Raw genomic sequence first — 24,642 nt, forward strand, 5'->3', positions numbered from 1 at the left:
ATGAGACGCCGGATACCGACGCTGTTGTCCGCCGCGCTGACCGTTCCCCTCTTCGTCACCGGATGCGCCATTTCCGAGGGCGGCCCGAATTCGCTCGTGTTCGTCTCCTACGGCCAGGGCGCGTACCAGGCGGGTCAGCGCTCGGCATGGCTGGACCCGTACGAGAAGCAGACCGGGACCGCGGTCACGATCGACGGCCCGTCGAGCAACGCCAAGCTGAAGGCGATGGTCGAGGCGGGGAAGGTCACCTGGGACGTCGTGGACACCGACGCCTCTGCGGCCGCCGCGGTCTGCGGCAGCCTCCTGGAACCCGTCGACATGGGACCGCTGGCGGCCGGCTTCCCGAAAGGATCGCTGACCGACTGCGGTGTGCCGGACGCCTTCTTCGGCATGATGCTGATGTACGACACCAAGGCCTACGGGGCCCGTCCACCGTCCACAATGGCCGACTTCTTCGATCCGAAGGCGTTTCCCGGACGGCGCATCATCTACGGCGGCGACCCGAGTGTGGGCACGATCGAGGCCGCCCTGCTGGCCGACGGCGTCCCACGGGACAAGCTGTACCCGCTCGACGTCCCCCGCGCGCTGTCACTGTACGACCGGATCCGGCCGGAACTCACCATCACCACCACCTACGGCGACCAGCAGCAGCGGATGGCGGGCGGGCAGGCGGACATGGCGCTCATCGTCAGCGCCCGCGCGTTCTCGCTGCTGAAAGCGGGCGCGACGAACTGGAAAGTGGTGCCCGGCATTCCCGTGCCGGTGACCTGGGACGTGCTCGTCGTGCCCAAGGGAACGCCACGTGCGGAGGAAGCCAAACGGCTGATCCGGTTCGCCTCGGAACCGCGTCAGGCCGCTGCCTTCGCCGCCGCCGCGGGCGTCGGACCGGCGAACACCGCCGCACCCGCGCCGAACACCCCGATCGGGCGGGAGCTCGACATCTGGGGTGACGGCAAGGAAAACCTGCGCGTGCTCAGTGACGTGCGCTGGTGGGCGGCGAACCGGACGGCGCTCGTCAAGGCGTGGTCGGATTGGAGGACCGGATGACCACCTTGCAGAGAACGCGGCGGCCCGGTTCCGCATCCTGGCTGCTGTTCCCCGCCGCGGCGGTGGTGCTCGTGTTCTTCTTCTACCCGCTCGCCGCGATCCTCTGGCGCAGCTTCACCGAACCTGGTTTCGGCGTCGGCAACTACCTGGCCGTCCTCGGGGACGAGGTACAGATCCGGGTGGTGCTCCGGACCTTGCGGACCGCGCTGATCATCACCGTCGCCACGCTGATCGTCGCCTATCCGTACGCCTACGCGATGACCTTGGTCGGGCGCCGGGCCAGGACGGTGCTGACGCTGCTGGTCCTGATGCCGTTCTGGACCAGCGTGATGGCCCGCAACTTCGCCTGGTACGTCCTCGAACAGCGCGGCGGCGTGCTCGAAAAGGCGCTCGCCGCGATCGGTGTCGACGGGGTGGTACTCCTGGGTTCGGTGGCCGGGGTGACCGTCGCGATGGTGCAGGTGATGCTGCCGTTCATGGTGCTGCCGCTGCACAGTTCGATGTCCGGGATCGACCGGAGCCTGCTCCACGCCGCCGGCAGTCTCGGCGCCTCCCGCCCGGTCGCCTTCCTGCGGGTGTACATGCCGCTGTCGATGCCAGGGGTGCTGGCCGGGGTGTCGGTGGTGTTCATCATGTCGCTCGGCTTCTACATCACCCCGGCGCTGCTCGGCACGCCGCAGCAGGCGCTGGCCGCGCAGGTGATCGGCACCCAGGTCAACGATCTGCTGAACTTCGCCGGGGCCGGTGCGCTCGGCGCGATCCTGCTGGTCGTCACGCTCGTGGTGCTGGCCGTGCTCAGCCGGGTGGCCGCGCCGCTCGGCGCAGGCGCGACGGGAGGTGCCGACCGTGGCCGGTAACCCGTCCATCACCAGGGCCGCGCTCCGGCAGCGGACCCTCGGCTGGGGTCTGCGCGCGTGGGTCGCCGTCGTCGGGTTCGTGCTCGTCGCCCCCACCCTCGTCGTGATCCCGATGAGCTTCGGCGCGGGCTCGACCTTCCAGTTCCCGCCGGACGACTGGTCGTGGCGCTGGTACGGCGAGTTCTTCGGCAGCAAGCAGTGGCTCGCCGCCCTGGCCAACTCGGTCCAGGTCGGCCTGCTGGCGGCGGTGCTCGCGACGGTCGTCGGGGTGGCGGCCGCGTTCGGTCTCGACCGCGCGCGGTTCCGCGGCCGCGGTGTCGTGCGGCAGCTGCTGATGGCGCCGATGATCCTGCCGGGGATCGTCATCGCGGTCGCCGTCTACGGGGTCTTCCTGCGGTGGCAGCTCAACGGGACGATGCTCGGTTTCGTGCTGGCGCACGCCGTGCTGGGCGTGCCGTTCGTGCTGACCTCCGTGCAGACCAGCCTCGCCGGTTACGACCCGGTGGTGGAGAAGGCTGCGGCGAGTCTCGGCGCGCCGAAGCTGACGACGCTGCGCAAGGTCGTGCTGCCGATCATCGCTCCCGGCGTCCTGTCGGGTTTCGTGTTCGCCTTCGCGACCTCCTTCGACGAGGTCGTGGTCGCCCTCTTCCTGCAGACGCCCGCCATCAAGACCTTGCCGGTGAAGATGTACGAGTCGATCGTCCTGGAGATCGACCCCACCATCGCCGCGGCGTCGAGCCTGATCGTCGTGTTCACCACGATCCTGCTGTTCGTGCCCACGTTCCTGCGCCGACGGAGCCACCATGACTGACGACCACCGCGGTATCACCACCGCCAACGTGACCAAGGCGTACGCCGGCGTCGGCCGTCCCGCCGTGGACGACGTCTCGCTGCACATCGCCGACGGCGAGTTCATGACCTTCCTTGGCCCGTCCGGTTCGGGCAAGACGACGATGCTGTCGATGATCGCCGGGTTCACCCCGCTCACCGCGGGTTCGATCACCCTGGACGGCCAGGAGATCTCCCGGCTCAAACCACACCGGCGCGATCTCGGCGTGGTGTTCCAGCAGTACGCCCTGTTCCCGCACATGTCGGTCGCCCGCAACGTCGCGTTCGGGCTCATCCAGCGCAAACGGCCGAAGGCGGAGATCGACCGCCGGGTCTCCGAGGTGCTGGAACTGGTCGGCTTGTCGGCGATGCGGGACCGGTTGCCCCGTCAGCTTTCCGGCGGTCAGCAGCAGCGGGTCGCGCTGGCCCGCGCCGTGGTCTACCAGCCTCGGGCGCTGCTGATGGACGAGCCGCTGGGCGCTCTCGACAAGAAGCTGCGCGACCAGTTGCAGCGCGAAATCGCCCGGATGCACCGCGAGCTGGGCATGACGTTCCTGTTCGTCACCCACGACCAGCAGGAGGCGCTCACCCTGTCCGACCGGATCGCGGTGTTCAACGAGGGCCGGATCGAGCAGGTCGGCACGCCCGAAGACCTTTACGAGCGCCCGGAAACGTTGTTCGTCGCGCAGTTCGTCGGCGAGTCCAACGCCCTGTCCCTCACGCCCGGCGAGGTCACGATCGTGCGGCCGGAACGATTGACGCTGTACCCGCGTGCCGATCCGGTGCCGTCCGGGCATCAGCGGGTCGGCGCCCAGGTCACCGACATCGTCTACGTGGGCGACCACAGCCGGATCTGGCTGCGGTACGCCGACGGCGCGCGCGGCTGCGCGGTACTGGCCGCGGGCGCGGCGCACGACCATCGTCCCGGTGACGCCGTGACCGTGGCGTGGCATCCGGATCATCAGGCGGCCGTTCCCGCCGCGGAAAGGACAGCGGTATGACTTCCGACCTGCTTTTGCGCGGTGGTCTCGTGCGCACCTTCGACGCCGGACTCGGGAATGCCACGGCGATCCTGCTGTCCGGCGGGCGCGTGGTCGCGGTCGGGGACGACGACACGGTCTCCGCCGCGGCCGCCCCCGGCACGCCGTCGATCGACCTGCGGGGACGGACCGTCCTGCCGGGGATCAACGACGCGCATCTGCATCTGGCCTGGTACGCCTCGGCCGGACCGGAGTTCTGCGTGAACCTGGCGGCCGCGGCGAGCCTCGACGAGGTCCGGCGGGCGCTGGACGCCGCGCCGCCGGACGAGTGGATCGTCGGCCGCGGCTGGCGTGAGACCACCGTCGCCGAGTTCGCCGACGGCCGCGCCACACCGTCGCGGGCGTGGCTCGACGGCGTGACCGGGAACCGGCCCACGGTGCTGCACCACGCCTCGTCCCATTCGGTCTGGGTCAACAGCGCCGCGCTGGAGCGCGCCGGGATCACCGCGGCGATACCGGATCCGACGGCCGGAGAGATCGTCCGGGACGCCGCCGGTGAGCCGACCGGGATACTCGTGGAAAGCGCGCAGGAACTCGTGGCCGGGCTGGTGCCGCAGCCGAGCCGGGAGGAACGGCTGGACGCGACCGCGCGGACGATGGCCCGGCTGAACCGGCTGGGCGTCACCAGCGTCACCGATCCGATCGTGCCGCCGGGGTTGTGGCAGGACTACCGGGAGCTGCACGCGGCAGGCCGGATGACGCTGCGGGTCACCGCGCTGCTGCATTGGAACTGGCCGTCTCCCACGACTCCGGTGGCAGACCTGATCCGGGCGCTGGACAGCACGGACCTGGGTACCGGGGACGATCTGCTGCGCATCGGCGGGATCAAGCTGTTCGCCGACGGCGTCCCGACGCATTGCACGGCCTGGATGCACCAGCCGTATCCCGATGGCGGGCACGGCGGTCTCGTCACGGCCGGATCCGGCGATCCGGACCGGGTGCGGGAACTGCACGAGCTGATCGCCGCCGCCCATCGGCGCCGGGTGCGCGTTCAGGTCCACGTGACCGGCGATCGCGCGGCCGACGCCGTGGTCGACGCCATCGAGGCCGCCGCGGCCGCCGACCCGTGGCCGGACGCGCGGCACGTGCTCATCCACGGCACCTTCCTGTCGCCGGCAGTGCACGAACGCCTGGCCAGGACCGGAACCGGCGTGATCACCAGCTCGCTCATGCGGACGTTCAGCGGTCCGTCGATGGTCCGGATCGTCGGCGAGGATCGCTGGAGCGAGGCGTTCCCCGCGCGGACGCTGCTCGACCACGGGGTGGCGGTCGCGGACAGCTCGGACGCCCCGGTGACCGAACCGGACTGGCGGCGCGGGGTCGCCACCTTCACCGGCGAGCCGGGACCCAACCCGTTTTCCCTTTTGTCGCAAGACAAATGGCTCAGCCGCGAAGAGGCGCTGCGCCTGTGGACGACCGGACCGGCGTGGCTGGAACACGCCGAGGACCGCAAAGGGACGCTGGCGCCCGGCCGGCTCGCCGACCTGGCCGTCCTCGACCGGGATCCGGTCACCGCGAGCGGGCGGGAACTGCTCTCCGCCCGCTCGGTCCTGACCGTCCTCGGTGGACAGATCATCACTTCCTCGCAGATCGAAGTCGACGGCTGACGACCGGCCACAGTTCCTGGATGATGTCCCCATGCTGAATCAGGTCGCGGAGGGTGTGCTGATCCACCAGAGCGAATTACTGCGGAACAACACCGTTGTCGTGCAGGGCGAGGCCGGCGTGTTACTCGTCGACCCTGGGATAACGGCCGGAGAGATGGCCTGCCTCGCCGGCGACCTGTCCGAGTCGGACCAGCCCGTCGTGGCGGGCTTCTCGACGCATCCCGATTGGGATCACGTGCTCTGGCACGCCGAACTCGGCGATGCACCCCGTTACGGGACAGCCCGCTGCGCGGCACGCATGCGGGATCTGCGGTCGGACCCGGACTGGATGGTCCGCGCCGCCGAGGGGTTGCCGCCGGAGATCGCCGAGGAGACACCGCTGGACCTGTTCGGCCTCATCACGGGACTTCCCGCCGGAACCACGCATCTTCCTTGGGACGGCCCTCGCGTCCGGATCATCGAGCATCCGGCGCATTCCCCTGGCCACGCGGCGCTGGTGATCGAAGAACGCGGGGTGCTCGTCGGCGGCGACATGCTCTCCGATGTCTTCATCCCGATGCTCGACACCTTCGGCGACACCAATGACCCGATCGAGGAGTACCTCGCCGGGCTGCGGATGCTCGAAGGTGTGGCGGACGAGGTCGATGTCCTCGTCCCCGGTCACGGATCCGTCGGCAGAGGTGACCGGATACGCGCACGGATCGACCAGGACCGGGCGTACGTGCATGCCCTGCGCGACGGCCGGACACCCGACGACCCGCGCATCGGCCCGTCGGCCGAGCCCGGCTGGGAGTGGGTGAGCGACATCCACGAAGGGCAAGCCAGGAGCCTCGCCCGGAGAAACGTGCGCGACTAGCCTGTTCTCACACCGCGATCACGGAGAGGACCAAGCATGTCCGACGGGGAATCCCGCGTCGTCTCGCGCACCTCGGCGATAGCGGACACGAAACCGCGAACCGCCGACGGCAAAGTGCTCTGGCACTTCACGATGTCACTGGACGGCTTCGTCGCGGGACCGAACCACGCGATGGACTGGATGACCGGCGTCGGACGGCCCGGTCTCATCGAGGAATACGTCGAGACGACCGGCGCCGTGCTGGGCGGACGGGACGGCTTCGACGCCTTCCCCGAACCCAGCGGCACCTACGGCGGCTGGCAGGGCCCGGTCTTCATTCTCACGCACCATCCCGAAGACGCCCCGCCCACCGACGGCACGACCTTCCTGAACTGCGATGTCGCGGAGGCCGTCCGGATCGGGCTTGACGCCGCCGGCGGCAAGAACCTCGAGATCCTCTCCGCCGACATCGGCCGCCAGCTCCTCGAACGTGGACTGATCGACGAGATCGACCTCCACATCGCGCCGGTACTGCTCGGCGACGGGATCCGGCTGTTCGACAATGCCGGTGGCGCACCCGTCGAACTCGTCCTGCTCAACGACCACGGCGAAGCGACCATCCTCAACGTGCGCTACCGCCCGGCCACCGCCCGATAGCGGTCCAGAGTCCGTGAAGGCCTCCTTGAGGGACTCAGAGTCTCTCAAGGAGGCCTTCACGGACCACACCCAAGGCGGCTAGCGCACCGCCGCCAGGACGTAGTCGTCGCCGGACTGCCACACCGGCGCCACCTCCGCGAAGCCCGCGTCCCGCAGCAGCCTGGTGTGCTCCTGCGGGCTGAGCCGGTTGCCGTAGCCGGTCGAGCTGCCGCCCAGCTCGGCCGCGGTGAACTCCTCCCGCAGCGCGGGATCGGCCGCGACCCGGCCCACCAGCTCTTCCAGTCTTCGTTGGCCTCGACCCCGGCCCTGGCGGCACGACGGTCCTTGACCGCCTTGGCGAGGTCGCGGATCGCCGGTTGTTCGTCGTAGAGGTGGTCGCCGTTGACGAGTGCTCCGCCCGGCCGCAGCGCGACGGCGAGTTCGCGGTAGACGACGGCGAGCCGGTCGGGACGCAGCCAGTGCAACGCGGTCGTCGAGACCGCGGCGTCGATCACCTGCCCCGTCAGCCTGCCGTCCTCGGCGAGGTCGGCCTGGACGTACTCGATGTCCGCGTGCTCCGGCCGGGTGGCGCGGGCGAGGGCGAGCAGGAACGGATCGTTGTCGACGCCGACGACCCGCGCGTGCGGCAGCCGCCGGGCGAGCCGGGTGGCCAGCGAACCGGGGCCGCAGCCGAGGTCCAGCACCAGCGGCTCGGCGACGTCGCGGCAGACGTGCTCGACGACGTCGATCAACACGGTGAAGCGTTCTTCGCGGTCGGCGACATAGCGTTCCTGCTGGACGTCCCACCGTCGTACCCAGTCCGCCGCCGGCTTCTCGTCCACCGTGCTCCCCTTCGTGATCTTGATCCTGTCTAGCACACCCCGGCCATGGGTTACCGTGTGCGCCACAACGTAAGAAGGCGCCCGTCGGGGGAAGCCGGTGTGAATCCGGCGCTGACCCGCAACCGTGAACGGCCGTACGCCGTGAGCCGGACTGCCCGCCGGGCGCTGCCAACCCCAACTGTCGTGGAGCGCGGAGCGGGGTCCCGTTCACGCGCGATCGCGCGCCAGGGACAGTGCTCGACGTCCCGGAGGTGCACATGTCGCGTCATCCGCTCACCCGTCGGCGGCTGCTCGCCTTGGCCGCTCTGACGCCGCTGGCCGCCTGCGGAGCGGGGCCTGCCGACACGGGCCGGTTGCGCGTCGCGTTCTCCGCGGGCGGGTCGAAGGAGACTCTGGACCCCTCCCAGGTTTCGCTTTTCGTCGACCAGGCACGGGCCAAGGCGCTCTTCGACACGCTGGTCGCCTACAACGCCGACACGTCGTTGCGCCCGCGGCTGGCCGAGTCCTGGGAAAGCGACCCGTCGGGAACGCGCTGGCGGATCCGGCTGCGGAAGGCGGCCTTCCACGACGGCCGCCCGGTCACCGCGGACGACGTCCTCCACACTTTCCGGCGTATCGCCGATCCCGCACTGGCCTCCTCGTCCCGGCAGTACTTCGCGAAGGTGGACTTCGGCCGCAGCAAAGCGCTGTCGCCCGGCGAAGTCGAGCTGGTCCTGGCCGCGCCCGACTTCGAGTTCCCGGCGGGCTGGGGCGCGCCCGGCGCGGAGATCGTGCCCGCCGGGACGACGGACTTCACGGCGCCGGTCGGCTCCGGCCCGTTCCGCTTCGTTTCGTTCACCCCCGGCGGCCCGGCGGTGTTCCGCAAGAACGAGTCCCATTGGGACGGCGCGCCGGGCATCGACGAGCTGGAATTCGTCCCGGTCAACGACGAAACCGCGCGCGTCAACGCCTTGCTGTCCGGGCAGGTCGACTACGCCCACGATCTCGCGGCCGGTACCGCGGCACGGCTGGCCGGTGACGGGCGGGTCTCGCTGCTCGAAGCCAGGGGGACGACGATGCAAGGCTTGATCCTGCGCCTGACCCAGCCACCGTTCACCGACCCGAGGCTGGTGCGCGCCGTGCTGTCCGGAGTGGACAGGGAGGCGTTGAACCGCGTCGCGCTGGCCGGACGCGGCGAGATCGGCAACGACCTGTTCGGCAAGGGCCTCCGCGGGTACGCCACCGGGATCGCCCAGCGCCCGCGCGATGTCGAGCTGGCTCGTTCGCTCGTGCGGCAGGCAGGCGCCGAAGGGCTGGCCTTCGCCGTCGAGACCAGCGACGTCGATCCGGGTTTCCCCACCGCGGCGACGCTGATTTCCCAGCAGCTCAAGGAGATCGGCCTGAACGTCACGCCGAACACCCGCGCGTCGAGCACCTACTTCGGGGAAACCAAGACCAAGGGGGTCGCCGCGCTGACCCGCACGGCCACCCTGCCGGTGCCGACGTTCCTCAACCAGCGCTTCCGCACGGGCGGCTCGAACAACGTCAACGGGTTCGCCTCGCCGGAGTTCGACGCGCTCATGGACCGCGCCGCCGCGACCGCGGACGAACAGGCCCGGCTGGCGCTGTTCGCCGACGCGCAGCGGATCGTGCACGACTCCGGCGGCCTGCTCGCCTGGGGCTTCAGCACCTGGACGATCGCGACGTCGAAGCGGGTGTCCGGGGTGGTCACCGCGCCGCCGAACACCTTCGACTGGGCGAGGTTCGACCGCGCCCGCCTGTCCTGACGTGTCCGGTTACGCCCTGCGCCGGCTGGGATTCGCGGTACTGGAGGCGATGGTCGTGCTGGTCGCCACGTTCGCCGTCACCGCGCTGCTTCCCGGTGACGCCGCCTCGGTCGTGCTCGGCGAGCAGGCCACCGCCGAGCAGGTGGCGACGGTGCGCGGCAGGCTGGGTCTCGATCAGCCGCTCCTCGACCGGTTCGGGCACTGGGTTTCGGGGCTGGTCACCGGCGACCTCGGCCACTCGCTCGTGACCGGCGCGCCGGTGACCGACGAGATCACCCGCCGCTTCGCCGCCACCGCGCTGCTCGCGGGTGTCACGCTGCTCGTGCTCGTGCCGCTCGCGCTGGGTGCCGGGGTGGTATGCGGCCTGCGCGAGGGATCGCGGACCGACCGGGCACTCACGGCCGTCACGGTGTTCCTGCACGCGATACCCGAGTTCGTCCTGGGCCTCCTGCTGGTCGCGGGATTCGCGGTCCACCTGGGACTGTTCCCGGCCACCGCCGCCGGGACGGACCCGGCCACGCGTCCCGACGTGCTGGTACTGCCGGTGATCGTGCTCGTCAGCCGTCAGCTGTGCGACGTCGCCCGGCAGGTCCGAGTCGGCATCGCCGAGCAGACCGCGGGACAGGTCGCCGGGCATCTGCGCCTGCTCGGCCTGCCCGAACGCACCGTCGTGCTCCGGCATCTCCTGCCCGCCGCCGCGGCACCCGCCGTGCAGCAGCTCGCCCGCGCCGTCGAAGGGCTGCTGACCGGCGCGGTGATCGTCGAATCCCTGTTCGCGATCACCGGCCTGGGCACCGGTTTCGTCGAGGCCGTGCAGAACAGGGACATCCCGCAGGTCCAGGGATACGTGCTGGTGTTCGCGGGCGTCGTCGTGGCCGGGAACCTCGTCGCCGACCTGGTCTCGCACCGGCTGACCCCGCGCCGGGAGCTGGTCACGTGGTGAGCAGGCCGCTCGGGTGGGTCCTGCTCGCGGTGCCGCTGCTGGTCGCGGTGGCCGGGCCGGTCATCGCGGCACCCGCCGGATCCGTCGGCGCGCCGTGGCAGCCACCGGACGCCGCCCATCCACTCGGCACCGACGTCCTCGGCCGCGACGCGCTCGCGGTGATCCTCGCGGGCGGGCTTCCCGTGATCGGCATGACGGTCGCCGCGCTCGGGCTCGCGTACCTGATCGGAGTCCCGCTCGGCCTCGTCGCGGCCGGTCGCGGGCGGCTGGCCGACGAAGCGGTGATGCGCTTTCTCGATCTCGTGCTGGCGTTCCCGTCGCTGCTGGTGCTCATGGTGCTCGCCGCGACCGGACACCGCGGACCCGCCGTGCTCGTCCCGGCCGTCGCCGCCCTCCAGCTGCCGGCGGTCACCCGCGTCGTACGGGCCGCCGCGCTGGCGCCTGGCTGCCGCACCGCGGTGGAAGCCTTGACCCTGCAAGGACAATCCTGGTGGCGCGTCCAGCTGGGGTACGTCGCCCGGCGGATCACCGGCCCGGTCGCGACCGACGCGGGCACCCGGCTCGGCGTCGTGCTCTACCTGCTGGCGTCGGCGAATTTCCTCGGTCTCGGCCTGCCGTCCGACTCCCCGGATTGGGCCGTGGTCATCGAACGCAACAGCGAAGCCCTCTACACCGCGCCCGCGGTGGTCCTCGTGCCCGCCGCGCTGCTGATGGCGTTGTGCGTGGGCACGAACCTCGTCACCGACCGCCTGCTCGGTGCCCGGCGGGTGTTCTCGTGACGGTCTTGGAGATCACCGGCCTGTCCGCCCGCGCCGGGGACACCGTTCTGCTCGACGACGTCTCGCTGGCCCTCGAACCGGGCCGGGTACTCGTCGTGCTCGGCGCGTCCGGCGCGGGAAAGACCACCCTGGGCCTGGCGGCGACCGGCCGCGCCCGGCCGGGGATCGAGCTGTCCGGCTCGATCCGGCTGGCGGGGTCCCCGTTGCTCGGCCGCACCGCTTCCGAGCTGCGCCGGGTCCGGGCCGGGGTCGTCGGGCACGTGCCGCAGCAGCCGTCGGCAGTGCTGGACCCGGTCCGACGGTGCGGGCCCGTGCTGGCCGAGCTGGCCGCGATCCGTCATCGCGGCCGTGCCGCACGGCTGGCGGCGGCCCGGACCGCCTTGGTGGAAGCGGGCCTCGATCCGGATCTGTGGCGACGGTTCCCGCATCAGCTGTCCGGCGGTCAGCAGCAGCGCATGGCCCTCGCGACCACGCTCGTGACCCGGCCCCGCGTGCTCGTCCTCGACGAACCGACCAGCGGTCTCGACCCGGCGAACCGAGCCGTGCTGGCCGCCCGGCTGGTGGCGCTTTCCGGTGCCGGGACGGCGTTGCTGATCCTGACCCACGACCTCGAACTGGCCCGCGCCGTGGCAGGCGACGTCGCCGAACTCCGCGATCACCGGTTGGTGCCGTCCCCGGCCCTTCCCGAGCACGAGCGCTTCGACGAGCCTTCGCCGCCTTCGCCGTCCTCTCCGGTGCTTGTCGTTCGCGGGCTCACGGTCCGTGCCGGGCGGGCGACGCTCGTCGAGGACGTGGACCTGGAGCTGGCGGCGGGCAGTCGCACCACGCTCAGCGGCGTCTCGGGCGGGGGCAAAACGACGCTCGCCCGCGCGCTGGCCGGGTTGACCCCGCCGAGCGCGGGCACGATCGAAGTCGGCGGCGTGCGCCTCCCCCGCCTCGCCCGCCGCCGCGACCGGGCCCAGCTGCGCGCGATCCAGTACGTCCACCAGGACAGCCGCGACTCGTTCGACGAGTTCCGCGGCGTGCTCGACCAGGTTGCCGACACCGCACGCCTCCTGCGGGGCCTCGACCGCGCGGCCGCCCGGCTCGAAGCATCGGAAGTCCTGGACTCCCTCGGCGTCGAGCCGGCCGACCGTCGCCCCGGCAAGCTCTCCGGCGGCCAGCTCCAGCGCTGTGCCGTGGCCCGCGCGCTCCTGGCTCACCCTCGGGTCCTCATCTGCGACGAGGTGACCTCGGCCCTCGACGCCGCCAGCCGCACCCGTGTCCTGGACGTGCTCACCGCGGCGGTGGAACGGCACGGCATCGCGCTGCTGATGATCGGCCACGAAGACACCTTCGCGGACCGTGCCCTCACCATCACCGGCGGGCGCCTGGGGTCACTCACGGACGGCGGCTGAAGCCTCGTCCGGCACGGGAGCGGGTTCGACCGGAACCTCGCCCACCGGCCTGCCGCGCCGCCTGCGGATCTCGAAGCCGACGAGGATCAGCGCGAGGGTCACGGCGCTGAGCCAGAACTGCGAGCGGGTCGACGGCAGCAGGGCCATCGCGAGGATCACCCCGGCCATCAGCGCGATGGTCGCGTAGCTCAGCCAGGGGAACAGCCACATCTTGAGCGTGAGCTTGTCCGGGTCCTCCCGTTCCAACCTGCGGCGCAGCCGCACCTGCGCGAGCGCGATCGAGAGATACACGAACAGCGCGACGGCGCCGTAGGAGTTGACCAGGAACTGGAAGATCAGATCCGGCGAGGTGTAGGCGGCGATGACGGACACGTACCCGACGGCCGTCCCGGCCAGGATGGCGCGCCTCGGCACCCCGCTGCGGGAAAGCCGCGTGAACGTCCTCGGCGCATCGCCGTTGCCGGTGAGCGCGAACAGCATCCGCGACGAGGTGTACAGGGCCGAGTTCAGGCAGGAGAGCACCGCGGTCAGCACGATCGCGTTCATGATCGTCGCGACGGCCGGGATCCCGAGCACTTCCAGCACCGCCGCGTACGGACTGACGGCGGTCGCCGGATCGTCCCAGGACTTGATCGCGACGACGAGGAACACCGAACCGACGTAGAACAGCACCACCCGCAGGATGATCGACCGCATGGCCTTCGCGACCGCCTTCTTCGGCTCCGCGGACTCGGCGGCGGCGATGGTGACGATCTCCGCGCCGGTGTAGAAACCGATGCACGGGACCACCGCCGCGAGTACCGCGCCGATCCCGAGTGGCGCGAATCCGCCGTGGGAGACCAGATTCGTCAGGCCGCCGTGGGCGCCGGGCCAGAAACCGAACAGGTACAAGGCGCCGACGGCGAGGAAGACGACGATCGCGACGACCTTGATCGAGGAGAACCAGTACTCGAACTCACCGTAGGACCGGGCCGAGACCATGTTGGTACCGGTGAGGAGCAGGAGCAGGCCGAGACTGAGCACCCACAGTGGCACGTCCGGTACCCACAGCTGCAGGATCCGGCCGCCCGCGACGGCTTCGACGGCCACGACGATGACGAAGAAGTACCAGTACATCCAGCCGACGGCGAAGCCCGCGCGGTTGCCGAGCGCTTCCCTGGCGTAGACGTAGAACGACCCGAGCGCGGGTTTGGCGATCGTCATCTCCGCGAGCATGCGCATGATGAGCACGGTGATCAGGCCCGCGATGAGGAACGAGACCACCGCGGCCGGGCCCGCCGACTGGATGACCACGCCGCTGCCGACGAACAGCCCGGCGCCGATCACCCCGCCGAGGGCGATCAAGTTCATATGTCGCTGCTTGAGCCCTGGTTTCAGGCCGCTGGTCTGTGCCGGGTCGGACGCTGAAGTCACGTCTCCTCCTTCTCGCACGCACTCCATTGTGGTTCCGGTCACCGTAGGAACAACGCGGGCCCTGGGCGAGAGCCAGTTACGATGTGGGACAGGGGTCCAGTTGGCGGTTTCGGACGGCCAGCGCCAGCAGTTCCGCCGCCGGGCCGGTGAGGCGCCGTCCCTCGGGCCACACCGCGCGCAGCACCCTCCCGAAGTCGACGCCTTCCACCGCGACGGGCACCAGCTCGCGGCCCGCGACGTCCAGCGCGCTGATCACCGCGGGGCCAGCGCCCGCGACCACGGCGTTGCGGACGGCCGACGCGGAACCCAGTTCCAGCAACGGTTTCACCGGTCCCACCCCGGCTCGGCGCAACACGGTGTCGACGGTCTCCCTGGTCCCGGAACCGCGTTCCCGTACCACGAGCGGCGTGCTCGCCAGTTCCGCCGGGGTCAGCGGACGGCTCCGGCGTGCCCAGGGATGCGTGCCGGAGACGACCACCACGAGATGGTCGACGGCGACCTTCCGCGACGCGAGACCGGCCGGCGCACGGGATGACTCGACGAAACCGAGGTCGATCCCGCCTTCGCGGGCCAGTCCGGCGACCCGATCCGAGTTCGTGACCTCGAGTCCCAGGCGGAGGCCGGGGTTCGTGCGGTTGAGCTCGCCGATCCACCGCGGGACCAGGTGCTCCGCCAGTGTCATGCTCGCCCCGGCCCGGAGCGCGGCTTCGTGCCGGGTACGCAAGACCTCGGCGCCGTCGAGCAGTCCGCCGAGCCCGTCGAGCACCCGGCGCGCCCAGCCCACGATCACGTGGCCGTCCAGGGTGAGCGCGGAACCACGGCGCGTCCGGTCGGTCAGGACCAGGCCGAGCCTTCGTTCCAGAGTGGACAGTCGTTTGCTCGCCGACGGCTGCGTCGTCCCGAGGACGGCGGCGGCCTGCCCGATACTGCCCAGTTCGCCGACGAGCACGAGCAGGCGCAAGGAATCCAGCTCCGGCGCGGCCATAGCCAAAGTGCATGACCTACCCGTCGCGCTTCCGGCTACCGGCGTGATCGTCCCCGGACGACGCTCGGCACCATGACCACCACCGCCGTACGGCGAGCGAAACCGCATCTGACCGGTCTGGCCGTCACCGCCCTCGGGGTGGCCGTCGCGTATCTGCTGAGCACGGCCGTTCCCGTGCTCAGCGCGCTCACCCTCGCCGTCGTGCTCGGGGTGCTCGCCGGATCGCTGCCGGTGCTCTCGGACGGCACCAGGCAGGCGATCGCGAAGGTGACGAAGAAGCTGCTGCGCGCCGGTGTCGTCTTGCTCGGCCTGCAGCTCGCGCTCCCGTCGGTGCTCTCCCTCGGCCCCGGCACACTGCTCGCGGTCGTGCTGACGGTCGGCCTCACCTTCCTCGGCACACTCGGCCTCGGCAGGCTGATCGGTGTCCCACGCGGGCTCGCGATGCTGGTCGCGACCGGATTTTCCATCTGTGGCGCGTCCGCGATCGCGGCGATGGAAGGGGTCGTCGAACGTGAGGACTCCGACGTCGCGACCGCCGTCGCACTGGTCACCTTCTACGGCGGCCTGGCGATCGCGGCGGTCCCGCTCCTCGGCGGCTGGCTGGGGATGGACGCGCTGCGGATCGGCGGCTGGGCCGGGCTGGGCGTGCACGAGGTCGCCCAGGTGGTCGCGGCCGCCACCCCGGCCGGGACCGCCGCCGTCGCGGTCGCCGTGGTCGTGAAGCTGAGCCGTGTCGTCCTGCTGGCGCCGATGGTCGCCGCGGTCAGCGTGCACGAACGCCGTCGCCACCCGTCCGCGGGCGGGAAGCGCGCCCCGCTGGTCCCGTTGTTCGTCCTCGGTTTCCTGGCGATGGTGGCGGTGCGGAGCACCGGGATCCTGCCGGGCGTGGCCCTCGACGTCGCCAAGGTGGTCTGCACGCTCCTGCTGGCGGGAGCGCTGTTCGGGCTGGGCTGCGCGGTCCGGATCGGCACCCTGGTCCGCACCGGTGGCCGGGCGCTGCTGCTCGGCCTGCTCTCCACGCTGCTGGTCGGCACCCTCGCCTACACCGCGCTGGCCCTGCTCGGCTAGCTTCACGGAACGTCCAGTGCTTGAGCGGCGGTCAGGAGCGCGAGCGTCTCGATGTCGGAAGCCGAGCAGCCGCGGGAGAGATCGTTCAGCGGGGCCGTGAGCCCCTGGAGGATCGGGCCGAGCGCGACGGCGCCCCCGAGCCGTTCGGCGATCTTGTAGCCGATGTTCCCGGCGTCGAGATTCGGGAACACGAGGACGTTCGCGCGGCCCGCGACCACGGAACCGGGTGCCTTCGCCGCCGCGATGGACGCCACCAGCGCGGCGTCGAACTGCAGCTCGCCGTCCACCGGAAGGCCGGGTTTCCTTTGACGCACCAGTGAAGTCGCCGCACGGACGACCTCGACGCGCTGATGGTCGGCACTCCCCTGCGTGCTGAACGACAGCATCGCGACCGCGGGGTCCTCCCCGGTCAGGCCACGATGGGTCGCCGCGGCGGCGAGGGCGATGTCCGCCAGCTGCGCGGCGTCCGGCTCGGGAACCACCGCGCAGTCGGAAAAGGTCAGCCGCCGCCCGTCCGGGAGCAGCAGGAGGAAGCAACTGCTCAAAGTGGACACTCCCGGCGCCAGGCCGACGATCCGCAACCCCGCGCGCAGGACGTCCGCGGTCGGCCGCGTCGCCCCGGCGACACAGGCGTCCACCCGGCCCGCCCGCAGAGCGGCGGCCGCGACGAACACCGGATCGCGCCGGGCGTCGGGGAGCTTTTCCGGGCGTCGTGCGAATCCCGCGGTCAGGGCGGCGGCGGTCCCGCTGTCGGCGAGCGCGTCCCCGACGTCCACGATCACGTCGTCCGGGGCCCCGGCGGCGCGAAGGCGGGTCCCGTCACCGAACAGCAACGGCCGCACGATCCCCTCGGCCCGCAGCGCCAGCGCGGCCCGGACGGCGCGGTCGTCCTCGCCATCGGGCAGGGCGACACGGAGATTCCGGCCGCGCAACGCCTGCCGCCATCTGTCGAGCGCCGTGTCCGGCGTGGCCTCGGTGGTCAGGCTCATCGAAGTACCTCCACAGACGAAGCGGGGGTCGCCGGAAGACGGCGACCCCCACCGGGTGAAAAGGGCAGATTCAGGGCTGGACGGCCTTTTCGACGTCGTTGAGCATCTCGTCGACGCCGTGGAGCAGTTCGGTGAGCACCTCGCGATCGGCGACCAGCGGCGGGGAGATCATCAGCATCGTCGCGCCGCGGTCGTCGCCGCGGAGGATGACACCCGTGCGGCGGAACGCTTCCGGGAGCACCTCGCGAAGCACCTTCAGCGATTCCGTTTCGGTCAGCTCCCGGCCGCTGTCGCGGTCGGCCATCAGCTCGATGGCGTAGAAGAACCCGGTGCCGCGGACGTCCTTGACGCAGCGGTGCGCGGACTTGAGCGAGTTCAGCGCGGCGAACAGTTCCGGGCCCTCGGCGAGCACGTTGTCCAGCACCTTCTCGTCCCGCATCGCGGTGAGGTTCGCGACGGCGACCGCGGTGGCGACCGGATGCCCGCCCCAGGTGGCGCCGTGGGTGAAGACGCCGCCCTTCGGGGAGTCGTACAGCTCGGTGACCAGTTTTTCGCGCACGATCACCCCGCCGAGCGGCGCGTACCCCGACGTCGACCCCTTGGCGAAGGTGACCAGATCCGGCACCACCCCGGTGACGCCGTAGCCGAACCAGTGCCCCAGCCTGCCGAACGAGCAGATGACCTCGTCCGAGACGAGCAGGATGCCGTACTTGTCGCACAGCGCGCGCAAAGCGGGCCAGTACCCCTTCGGCGGGACGAGCGCGCCGCGACCGTTCTGCACCGGCTCGGCGAACAGCGCCGCGATGGTCTCCGGTCCTTCTTCGAGAATGACCCGCTCGATCGCGGTGACACAGTCCAATTCGGCCGCCGGACCGCAGTCTCCCAGCAGTCCCAACGTGTTCGGCACGTGCCGGACGCCGGGCATGAGCGGGCCGAAGGGCTCCTTGATCTTCGCCAGCCCGGTCACCGAGAGTGCGCCGATGGTCGTGCCGTGGTAGGCCATGTCGCGGCTGATGATCTTCGTCCGCTCGGGCTGTCCTTGGCTGCGGTGGTACTGGCGGGCGAACTTCAGCGCGGTTTCGACGGCCTCCGAACCGGAGTTGACGAAGAACGTCGTCCCGAGGTCGCCCGGCGCGAGCCCGGCCAGCAGCGTGGCCGCTTCGATCGCGGGGGTGTGCGCCGAACCCCAGTTGCTCGCGTAGGCCAGGGTGCCGACCTGGTCGGCGGCGGCCTTGGCGATGTCGGCGCGCCCGTGGCCCATGTTGACGCAGAAGAGCCCGGCGAGACCGTCGAGATGACGGCGGCCCTCGGTGTCGATCAGGTAGCTTCCCTCGCCGCGCACGAACACCGGGAAATCCGAGGCCCAGGTGTCCTTGCGGGTGAAGTGCGGGCCGAGATGCCGTCGAGCCTGCGCTCGCAGCTGGGTGACGTCCACGGAGACCTCCTTCGAGACACGAGTCTGTGCTTTGACTTTCGCAACCCGCCCGGCCCCGGCCCAGCACCAGAGCGGCGGCGATCGATGGGTCCAGATCGGCCGTGTTTGAAGGCGGAACTCGCGTGATCAGACGCCGCACACCGAGATCGCCGTTCAATCACGCGAGTTCCGCCTTCAAGCACGCGAGTTCGGCGCCTGATCACGCGTGAAGGCCCCTCCCCTCGGCTGAGCAGAGGGAAGGGGCCTTCACGCGCGAAGCGACCTACACGTAGTCCTTGTACTTCTCCAGGAACCGCACGGGCTTGGACAGCGCGTCGCGGCGGAACGGGTCACCCAGCTCGCGGGTGCACATGATCTCGATGACGGTGGTCTTGCCCTCGTTCATCTGCGCTTCGACGGCGCGTCGCAGCGCGGGGCCGACCTCGTCGAGCTTCTCCACGACGACGCCCTCCGCGCCCATCGCCTTGGCGATCCCCGCGAAGCTCTCGCTTTCCAGTTCACCCGCGACGAACCGGCGGTTGTAGAAGTCGACCTGGTTCTTCTTTTCCGCGCCCCACTGCCGGTTGTGGAACACCACCGCGGTGACCGGGATGTCGTGGCGGACCGCGGTCATGACCTCACCCATGCTCATCCCCCAGGCGCCGTCGCCGGCGTAGGAGATCGCGGGGCGGTCGGGCGCCGCGGCCTTGGCGCCGATGATGGTCGGCAGCGCGTAGCCGCAGTTGCCGAAGCTCATCGGCGCGAAGAAGCTGCGGGGCTCCTCGAAGCGCAGATAGCTGTTCGCGACCGAGTTGATGTTGCCGATGTCGGTCGACACCATCACCCGCGGCGGCATGGCCTTCTCCAGTTCCCGCAGCACTTCCCGCGGGTGCAGCCAGTTGCCCTCCTCGGTCTCCTGCTCCGCGATCATGTCGAGGCTGAACGGGTCGTTCTCGTGGGTCCAGGCGTCGAGCTCGGCTTCCCACTCCTCCTTCTCCGCCCTGATCTTCGCCGCGCGGACGTCCTTTGTGGAGTCGCAGGCCAGCGTCCGGTCCGACAAGCGTCGGGTCAGCGCGACCGCCGCGTCCTTGGCGTCGCCGCAGATGCCGACGGTGATCTTCTTGACCAGTCCGAGCATCTTGTGGTCCGCGTCGATCTGGATGATCTTCGCGTCCTTGGGCCAGTAGTCCATGCCGTGCTGCGGCAGCGTGCCGAACGGGCCGAGCCGCGAGCCGAGCGCGATCACGACGTCCGCCTGCGAGATCAGCTTCATCGCGGCCTTGGAACCCTGGTAGCCCAGCGGCCCGCACCACTGCGGGTGGCTCGCCGGGAACGAGTCGTTGTGCAGGTAGCTGTTCACCACCGGCGCGCCGAGCCGTTCGGCGAGCGCCTTGCACTCCTCGACGCCGTCGGCCATGACCACCCCGCCACCGGAGATGATCACCGGGAACTCCGCCGTGGCCAGCAGCGCGGCGGCCTCGTCGAGGCTCCGCTCCCCGCCGGGTCCGCGATCGAGCCTGGCAGGCTCCGGGATCTCGGCCTCGATCTCGCCGTAGAAGAAGTCGCGCGGGATGTTGAGCTGCGTCGGGCCGAGTTCCGAGTGGGCCCGGTCGAAGCAGCGGCCGGTGTACTCCGCCATCCGCTTCGGGTTGTTGACATGCCCCTGGTACTTGGTGAACTCCTGGAACATGGGCAGCTGGTTGGCCTCCTGGAAGCCGCCGAGACCGGTGCCCATCGTCCCCGCCTCCGGCGTCACGATGACGACCGGGCTGTGCGCCCAGTAGGCGGCCGCGATCGCGGTCACGCAGTTGCTGATACCGGGGCCGTTCTGCCCGATGACGACGCCGTGCCTGCCGCTCACCCTGGCGTAACCGTCGGCCATGTGCCCGGCGCCCTGTTCGTGCACGACCGGTACCAGCCGGATGCCCGCCGGCGCGAAGATGTCCATCGCGTCCATGAACGCCGACCCCATGATGCCGAAGATGTCGGTGACGCCGTTGGCCACGAGCGTCTCGACGAAGGCCTCGGACGGGGTCATCTTCTTCCGGCCGCTGACGACCACGCGGCCGTCACCCGTCTTCCGTTCCGTCATGTTCCGCTCCTTCGGCAGGCGAGATTTACAAAAAACGATACGTGGCGTTCCTGAAATCAGGATGCGGTCGACGATAGGACGACTACCGCCCAGCGTCAACGTCGAATCCTGGAAAACGAGACGCCGTGTGCTACTTTTCGGAACATGGAGTTGCTTCGCGAACCCGATCCGATCAACGGGGACACGCCGACCATGCGGCTGTTCTCCCTGCTGGAGCTGATCGCCGCCAAGGACCAGCTGGTCTCCCTGCAGGGTCTCGTCGAGGAGACCGGCCTGCCGAAACCGACCCTGCACCGCATGCTGCAACAGCTCGAAGGGGCGAGCCTGCTCATCCGCCAGGCCGACGGCCGTCACTACGGCACCGGCCACCGGTTGCGACGGCTCGCGGAGAACCTGCTCCTCAACGCGACCCACCACGGCGCCCGGCACGCCGTCCTGCGCCACCTCGTCGACGAACTTGGCGAGAGCTGCAACGTGACCACCTTGTCGGGCAACGAAATCGTGTACCTCGACCGGGTGGAGACGCCGGAACCGCTGCGGTTCTACCTCCGGCCCGGCTCCCGCGTGCCGATCCACTGTTCGGCCAGCGGCAAGATGATCCTCGCGCAGATGAGCCCGGCCCAGCGGCGGAAACTGCTCGCGCACGCGCCGCTCAAGCAGTACACCGGCAAGACCCTCACCGACCTCGACGCGCTCGATGCGGAGTTCACCCGCATCCGCCGCGACGGGTTCGCGCTCGACGACGAGGAGTTCCTGCCCGGCCTGGTCTGCGTCGCGGTGCTCGTGCCGGGACGCGCCAACCTCTGCGTCGCCGTGCAGGCGCCGGTCATGCGGCTGACGCCGGACAAGGCGCTGCAGACGCTCCCGGCGCTGCAGCGCGCGGCCGAGGCGATCAGCCGCGTCGACGCCGAGGGCGCGTCCGAACCGGAAAGTGTTCCGTCGTAAGGAGTTCTCATGGTCCCCGAGCTGCGGCTCCCGGTGCGCGACGTCTTCGGCATCGATTCGGATCTGGTCGTCGGCGCGTTCCGCGAACGCGACGAGCACGTCCCCGAGATCGACGAGGCGTACCGCTTCAACCCGGACGTGACGCTGGCCCTGCTCGCCGGGTTCACCCGCGACCGCCGCGTGCTGGTGCAGGGCCTGCACGGCACCGGCAAGTCGACCCACATCGAGCAGGTCGCCGCGCGGCTGAACTGGCCGTGTGTGCGCGTCAACCTCGACGGCCATCTCAACCGGCTCGACCTCGTCGGCCGCGACGCCGTCGTGCTGCGCGAAGGCAAGCAGGTCACCGAGTTCCAGGAGGGCATCCTGCCGTGGGCGCTGCAGCGGCCGGTCGCGCTGGTCCTCGACGAATACGACGCAGGCCGCCCGGACGTCATGTTCGTGCTCCAGCGGGTCCTCGAACGCGACGGCAAGTTCACCCTCACCGATCAGAACCGGGTCCTGCGGCCGCATCCGTCGTTCCGGCTGTTCGCCACCGCCAACACGGTCGGGCTCGGCAACCTCAACGGGCTCTACCACGGCGCGCAACGGCTGAACCACGCGCAGATCGACCGCTGGAACATCGTGGCGTCGCTGAACTATCTGCCCGCCGCCGAGGAGATCGCGATCGTGCGGGCCAGGGTGCCGAGCGTTCCCGAACCGCTGGCGAGGTCCCTGGTCGCGGTGGCCGCCTTGACCCGCAAGGGTTTCCAGGCCGGTGATCTGTCCACCTTGATGTCCCCGCGCACGGTGATCACCTGGGCGGAGAACATCGAGATCTTCGGCGATCCGGGGACGGCGTTCCGGCTGTCCTTCGTGAACAAGTGCGACGAAGCCGAACGCGCCATCGTGGCGGAGTACTTCCAACGGTGCTTCGACGACGAGCTCCACCTGCTCTCGGCATGACCGCCGGACAGGCGGAAACCCGGCGCCGCGACCAGGTCGAGGAGCTGTGCGCGGCCGCCGTCCGGGCACTCAGCGGCGATCCGGCACTGCACTTCCGGGCGCGACGGCTGCACCGGGGACGTGAACCGCTCCCCCTGCACGCGCCGCATCTGCGGCAGTCCGCCGACGACGATCTGCTTTCCTCGCGCGGGATCGCGGACGGGATGGCGTTGCGCCTGACCGTCTCGGACGCCGCCCTGCACCGGAGCCTGTGCCCGGATGATCCGGCCGAACGCGGGATTTTCGAGCTGCTGGAACAGTTCCGCGTCGAGTCGCTCCCGCCCGCGGAGCTGCCGGGAATGCGGCGGAACCTGCGTCTTCGGCATCTCCGCTGGTCGCTGGAATTCCACCGGTCCGGGCTGACCGAGACCGCCCGCGGGCTGGCGCTGTACACGGTGGCGCAGATCTGCCGGTCACGGATCACCGGCGAACCCGTGGTCGAGGAGACCGAAGATCTCATCGAGGCGACCCGGTTCGCGCTGGCGCCGTCGCTCGGCCACGACCTCGCCGGGCTGCGGCGGCACCGGACGGACCAGAAGGCGTTCGCCGGACACGCGCTGGCGATCGCCCGGACGACCGGCGTTCTGCTGGCCGGGACCGAGCAGGACGCCGAGGACGACGGCGATCCCACCGACCCGCGGTTCAGCCTCGTGATCGACTTCGACGCGAGCCTCGGCGACCAGATCCCCTCCGCGACCGCCGGAACCAGCCGGACTTTGGGCGAATCCGGTGCGGCGTACCGGGTTTACACCACCGCGTACGACCGCGAATGGCGCGCGTCGGACCTGGTGCGCCCCGTGTTGCTGGCCGAACTCCGCGAACGGCTCGACCGGCGTGTCGCCAGGCAGGGTGTCGGGCCGGGGCGGCTGGCGCGCGACGTCAAGGCGATGCTCGCCGAACCCGCCCGCGACGGCTGGGACGGCGGGCAGGAGGAAGGCCTGCTCGACGGCCGGACCCTGGCACAGCTGATCAGCTCCCCCACCGAACGGCGAATCTTCCGCACCGAACGGATCGAACCGGTGGCGGACACGCTCGTCACGTTCCTGATCGACTGCTCGGGCTCGATGACGGCGCACGCGGAACCCGTCGCCACGCTGGTCGACCTCTTCGCGCGCTCGATCGAACTCGCCGGCGCGGCCTGCGAAGTGCTCGGCTTCACGACCGGCGGATGGAACGGGGGCGCGCCAGGACGGGAATGGCGGCGCGCGGGACGGCCGCGCCATCCCGGCAGGCTCAACGAACGGCTCCACCTCGTGTTCAAGGACGCCGAAACCCCGTGGCGCCGAGCGCGCCCGGACCTCGCGGCCCTGCTGAAAGCCGACCTGTTCCGCGAAGGGATCGACGGCGAGGCGGTGGCCTGGGCCTGCGACCGGATGCGCGCGCGAACGGAAGCGCGCCGGATCCTGCTCGTGCTTTCGGACGGCAGTCCGATGGACAGCGCGACGAGCCTGGCGAACGACCCGCACTACCTGGACGAGCATCTGCGGGAAACGGTGCTACAGCAGGACGACACCGTCGAGATCCGCGGGGTCGGCGTCGGGCTGGACCTCAGCCCTTTCTACCGCCGCTCGCGAGTTCTGGACACTTCGGTCACGTCGGGGTACGCCCCGTTCCAGGACGTCCTCGAGTTACTCGCCCTGCGGTGAACCCTGCTGCTGCTCGCCCTGCTGCTCGTCGCCACCGGAATCGCCGAGGAAGTCCTTCGCCTTGTCTGCGGCCGTGTCGATCTTGTCGGAGTGTTCACCGAAGCGGGATTTGGCGAAATCGGCGGCCTTGTCGACGTGCTCCCCGCTCACTTTGTCCTTCATGCCTTCGAAGTCGATACCCATGAGAACTCCTCTGATCTTCGCTGGGCGCCGAAGGTCGACGCCTACCTCCATCAAAGGTCATTCGCGCTGTCCTGCAACTTGAGCCGGACGGCTGGGTGATTCTTGCCGACTTCACCTCATTTACTCTTTCCAGGTAAGGAAAATGGCTTCGACCACCGTGAAGGTTCGGCACCGAGGTAGCTCGCCCGTGTGGTCTTGCCGTCCGTCCACTCGATCACGATCGGCGCTTTTAGCTCTTTCGTGTTCGTGTCCCTGAGGACCTTCGCACTCGCGTGATCAAACCCGGAACTCGCGTGATCAGAGGCGGAACACCCGAGTGCGGCATCCAATCACGTGAGTTCCGTGCTCA

At 70.2% G+C, this 24,642-nt stretch carries 22 protein-coding genes and 1 riboswitch; of the genes, 15 read left to right on the plus strand and 7 right to left on the minus strand.

Features of this window, described 5'->3' with window-relative positions:
- Genes AMYAL_RS0139180 through AMYAL_RS0139210 form a run of 7 tightly spaced genes read left to right on the plus strand, consistent with a single transcriptional unit; the run spans nucleotide 1 to nucleotide 6,871 of the window.
- On the plus strand, nucleotides 1–1,047 hold the full coding sequence (locus AMYAL_RS0139180) for an extracellular solute-binding protein (RefSeq protein WP_020636764.1): 1,047 nt from the start codon (nucleotides 1–3) through the stop codon (nucleotides 1,045–1,047).
- Nucleotides 1,044–1,904 (plus strand): ABC transporter permease, encoded by an 861-nt coding sequence (locus tag AMYAL_RS0139185; protein ID WP_039796075.1) that lies wholly within the window; start codon nucleotides 1,044–1,046, stop codon nucleotides 1,902–1,904. The genes AMYAL_RS0139180 and AMYAL_RS0139185 overlap by 4 nt, the downstream gene beginning before the upstream one ends.
- Entirely contained in the window at nucleotides 1,894–2,715 is an 822-nt protein-coding gene (locus tag AMYAL_RS0139190) for an ABC transporter permease (RefSeq protein ID WP_020636766.1), read from the plus strand. The genes AMYAL_RS0139185 and AMYAL_RS0139190 overlap by 11 nt, the downstream gene beginning before the upstream one ends.
- The gene (locus AMYAL_RS0139195) at nucleotides 2,708–3,733 is read left to right on the plus strand and encodes an ABC transporter ATP-binding protein (protein WP_020636767.1); all 1,026 of its coding nucleotides are present in this window, start codon (nucleotides 2,708–2,710) and stop codon (nucleotides 3,731–3,733) included. The genes AMYAL_RS0139190 and AMYAL_RS0139195 overlap by 8 nt, the downstream gene beginning before the upstream one ends.
- Nucleotides 3,730–5,379 carry an amidohydrolase gene (locus AMYAL_RS0139200; protein WP_020636768.1) on the plus strand — a complete coding sequence of 550 codons (1,650 nt, stop codon included), beginning with the start codon at nucleotides 3,730–3,732 and terminating at the stop codon, nucleotides 5,377–5,379. Before AMYAL_RS0139195 ends, AMYAL_RS0139200 begins: the two co-directional genes overlap by 4 nt.
- Before the next feature lie 31 nt (nucleotides 5,380–5,410).
- Nucleotides 5,411–6,235, plus strand: coding sequence for an MBL fold metallo-hydrolase (locus AMYAL_RS0139205; protein ID WP_020636769.1), 825 nt, complete (start codon nucleotides 5,411–5,413; stop codon nucleotides 6,233–6,235).
- A gap of 36 nt (nucleotides 6,236–6,271) precedes the next feature.
- Nucleotides 6,272–6,871, plus strand: a complete 600-nt coding sequence (locus tag AMYAL_RS0139210) for a dihydrofolate reductase family protein (protein ID WP_020636770.1) — start codon at nucleotides 6,272–6,274, stop codon at nucleotides 6,869–6,871.
- A 56-nt stretch (nucleotides 6,872–6,927) separates the two neighbouring features.
- Here AMYAL_RS0139210 and AMYAL_RS47335 read toward each other — a convergent pair whose 3' ends face one another.
- Nucleotides 6,928–7,692 (minus strand): class I SAM-dependent methyltransferase, encoded by a 765-nt coding sequence (locus AMYAL_RS47335; protein WP_245193309.1) that lies wholly within the window; start codon nucleotides 7,690–7,692, stop codon nucleotides 6,928–6,930.
- Nucleotides 7,693–7,782: 90 nt separating this feature from the next.
- Nucleotides 7,783–7,889: riboswitch (cobalamin riboswitch) on the plus strand.
- 60 nt (nucleotides 7,890–7,949) lie between these two features.
- Between AMYAL_RS47335 and AMYAL_RS0139225 the strand changes: the two genes are divergently transcribed.
- The 4 genes from AMYAL_RS0139225 to AMYAL_RS47340 are packed head-to-tail and all read left to right on the plus strand — an operon-like array spanning nucleotide 7,950 to nucleotide 12,577.
- Nucleotides 7,950–9,458 carry an ABC transporter substrate-binding protein gene (locus AMYAL_RS0139225; protein WP_020636773.1) on the plus strand — a complete coding sequence of 503 codons (1,509 nt, stop codon included), beginning with the start codon at nucleotides 7,950–7,952 and terminating at the stop codon, nucleotides 9,456–9,458.
- A gap of 1 nt (nucleotide 9,459) precedes the next feature.
- Nucleotides 9,460–10,401: an ABC transporter permease gene (locus AMYAL_RS0139230; protein ID WP_020636774.1), complete on the plus strand. Its 942-nt coding sequence runs from the start codon at nucleotides 9,460–9,462 to the stop codon at nucleotides 10,399–10,401.
- On the plus strand, nucleotides 10,395–11,180 hold the full coding sequence (locus tag AMYAL_RS0139235; RefSeq protein WP_020636775.1) for an ABC transporter permease: 786 nt from the start codon (nucleotides 10,395–10,397) through the stop codon (nucleotides 11,178–11,180). Before AMYAL_RS0139230 ends, AMYAL_RS0139235 begins: the two co-directional genes overlap by 7 nt.
- Complete coding sequence (locus AMYAL_RS47340) at nucleotides 11,177–12,577, plus strand: ABC transporter ATP-binding protein (RefSeq protein WP_020636776.1); 1,401 nt, start codon at nucleotides 11,177–11,179, stop codon at nucleotides 12,575–12,577. The genes AMYAL_RS0139235 and AMYAL_RS47340 overlap by 4 nt, the downstream gene beginning before the upstream one ends.
- Here AMYAL_RS47340 and AMYAL_RS0139245 read toward each other — a convergent pair.
- Both AMYAL_RS0139245 and AMYAL_RS0139250 read right to left on the minus strand, forming a co-directional pair.
- On the minus strand, nucleotides 12,557–13,927 hold the full coding sequence (locus AMYAL_RS0139245; protein ID WP_020636777.1) for an amino acid permease: 1,371 nt from the start codon (nucleotides 13,925–13,927) through the stop codon (nucleotides 12,557–12,559). The two genes, AMYAL_RS47340 and AMYAL_RS0139245, sit on opposite strands and share 21 nt — an antisense overlap.
- 139 nt (nucleotides 13,928–14,066) lie before the next feature.
- Nucleotides 14,067–14,975: a LysR family transcriptional regulator gene (locus AMYAL_RS0139250; protein WP_020636778.1), complete on the minus strand. Its 909-nt coding sequence runs from the start codon at nucleotides 14,973–14,975 to the stop codon at nucleotides 14,067–14,069.
- Nucleotides 14,976–15,047: 72 nt separating this feature from the next.
- On the opposite strand from AMYAL_RS0139250, the gene AMYAL_RS0139255 reads away from it, so the two are divergent.
- Complete coding sequence (locus tag AMYAL_RS0139255; protein WP_020636779.1) at nucleotides 15,048–16,043, plus strand: YeiH family protein; 996 nt, start codon at nucleotides 15,048–15,050, stop codon at nucleotides 16,041–16,043.
- 2 nt (nucleotides 16,044–16,045) lie between these two features.
- Here AMYAL_RS0139255 and AMYAL_RS0139260 read toward each other — a convergent pair whose 3' ends face one another.
- The 3 genes from AMYAL_RS0139260 to xsc form a co-directional block, all read right to left on the minus strand.
- Entirely contained in the window at nucleotides 16,046–17,032 is a 987-nt protein-coding gene (locus AMYAL_RS0139260; protein WP_020636780.1) for a phosphotransacetylase, read from the minus strand.
- A gap of 70 nt (nucleotides 17,033–17,102) precedes the next feature.
- The gene (locus AMYAL_RS0139265; RefSeq protein WP_020636781.1) at nucleotides 17,103–18,467 is read right to left on the minus strand and encodes an aspartate aminotransferase family protein; all 1,365 of its coding nucleotides are present in this window, start codon (nucleotides 18,465–18,467) and stop codon (nucleotides 17,103–17,105) included.
- Between the two features lie 262 nt (nucleotides 18,468–18,729).
- Nucleotides 18,730–20,538 carry a sulfoacetaldehyde acetyltransferase gene (gene xsc, locus AMYAL_RS0139270; RefSeq protein ID WP_020636782.1) on the minus strand — a complete coding sequence of 603 codons (1,809 nt, stop codon included), beginning with the start codon at nucleotides 20,536–20,538 and terminating at the stop codon, nucleotides 18,730–18,732.
- Between the two features lie 144 nt (nucleotides 20,539–20,682).
- Here xsc and AMYAL_RS0139275 point away from each other — a divergent pair, with 144 nt between their 5' ends.
- Genes AMYAL_RS0139275 through AMYAL_RS0139285 form a run of 3 tightly spaced genes read left to right on the plus strand, consistent with a single transcriptional unit; the run spans nucleotide 20,683 to nucleotide 24,110 of the window.
- A complete protein-coding gene (locus tag AMYAL_RS0139275) occupies nucleotides 20,683–21,483 on the plus strand; it encodes an IclR family transcriptional regulator (protein ID WP_020636783.1) in 801 nt (266 codons plus the stop codon).
- 9 nt (nucleotides 21,484–21,492) lie between these two features.
- Nucleotides 21,493–22,425 carry an AAA family ATPase gene (locus tag AMYAL_RS0139280; RefSeq protein ID WP_020636784.1) on the plus strand — a complete coding sequence of 311 codons (933 nt, stop codon included), beginning with the start codon at nucleotides 21,493–21,495 and terminating at the stop codon, nucleotides 22,423–22,425.
- Nucleotides 22,422–24,110, plus strand: a complete 1,689-nt coding sequence (locus AMYAL_RS0139285) for a cobaltochelatase CobT-related protein (protein ID WP_020636785.1) — start codon at nucleotides 22,422–22,424, stop codon at nucleotides 24,108–24,110. Before AMYAL_RS0139280 ends, AMYAL_RS0139285 begins: the two co-directional genes overlap by 4 nt.
- On the opposite strand, the gene AMYAL_RS0139290 is transcribed toward AMYAL_RS0139285, so the two are convergent.
- A complete protein-coding gene (locus AMYAL_RS0139290; RefSeq protein WP_020636786.1) occupies nucleotides 24,093–24,293 on the minus strand; it encodes an Rv0909 family putative TA system antitoxin in 201 nt (66 codons plus the stop codon). The genes AMYAL_RS0139285 and AMYAL_RS0139290 overlap by 18 nt on opposite strands.
- Nucleotides 24,294–24,642 lie beyond the last annotated feature (349 nt).

The organism is Amycolatopsis alba DSM 44262, assembly GCF_000384215.1.
In the GTDB taxonomy this organism is placed as follows: domain Bacteria; phylum Actinomycetota; class Actinomycetes; order Mycobacteriales; family Pseudonocardiaceae; genus Amycolatopsis; species Amycolatopsis alba.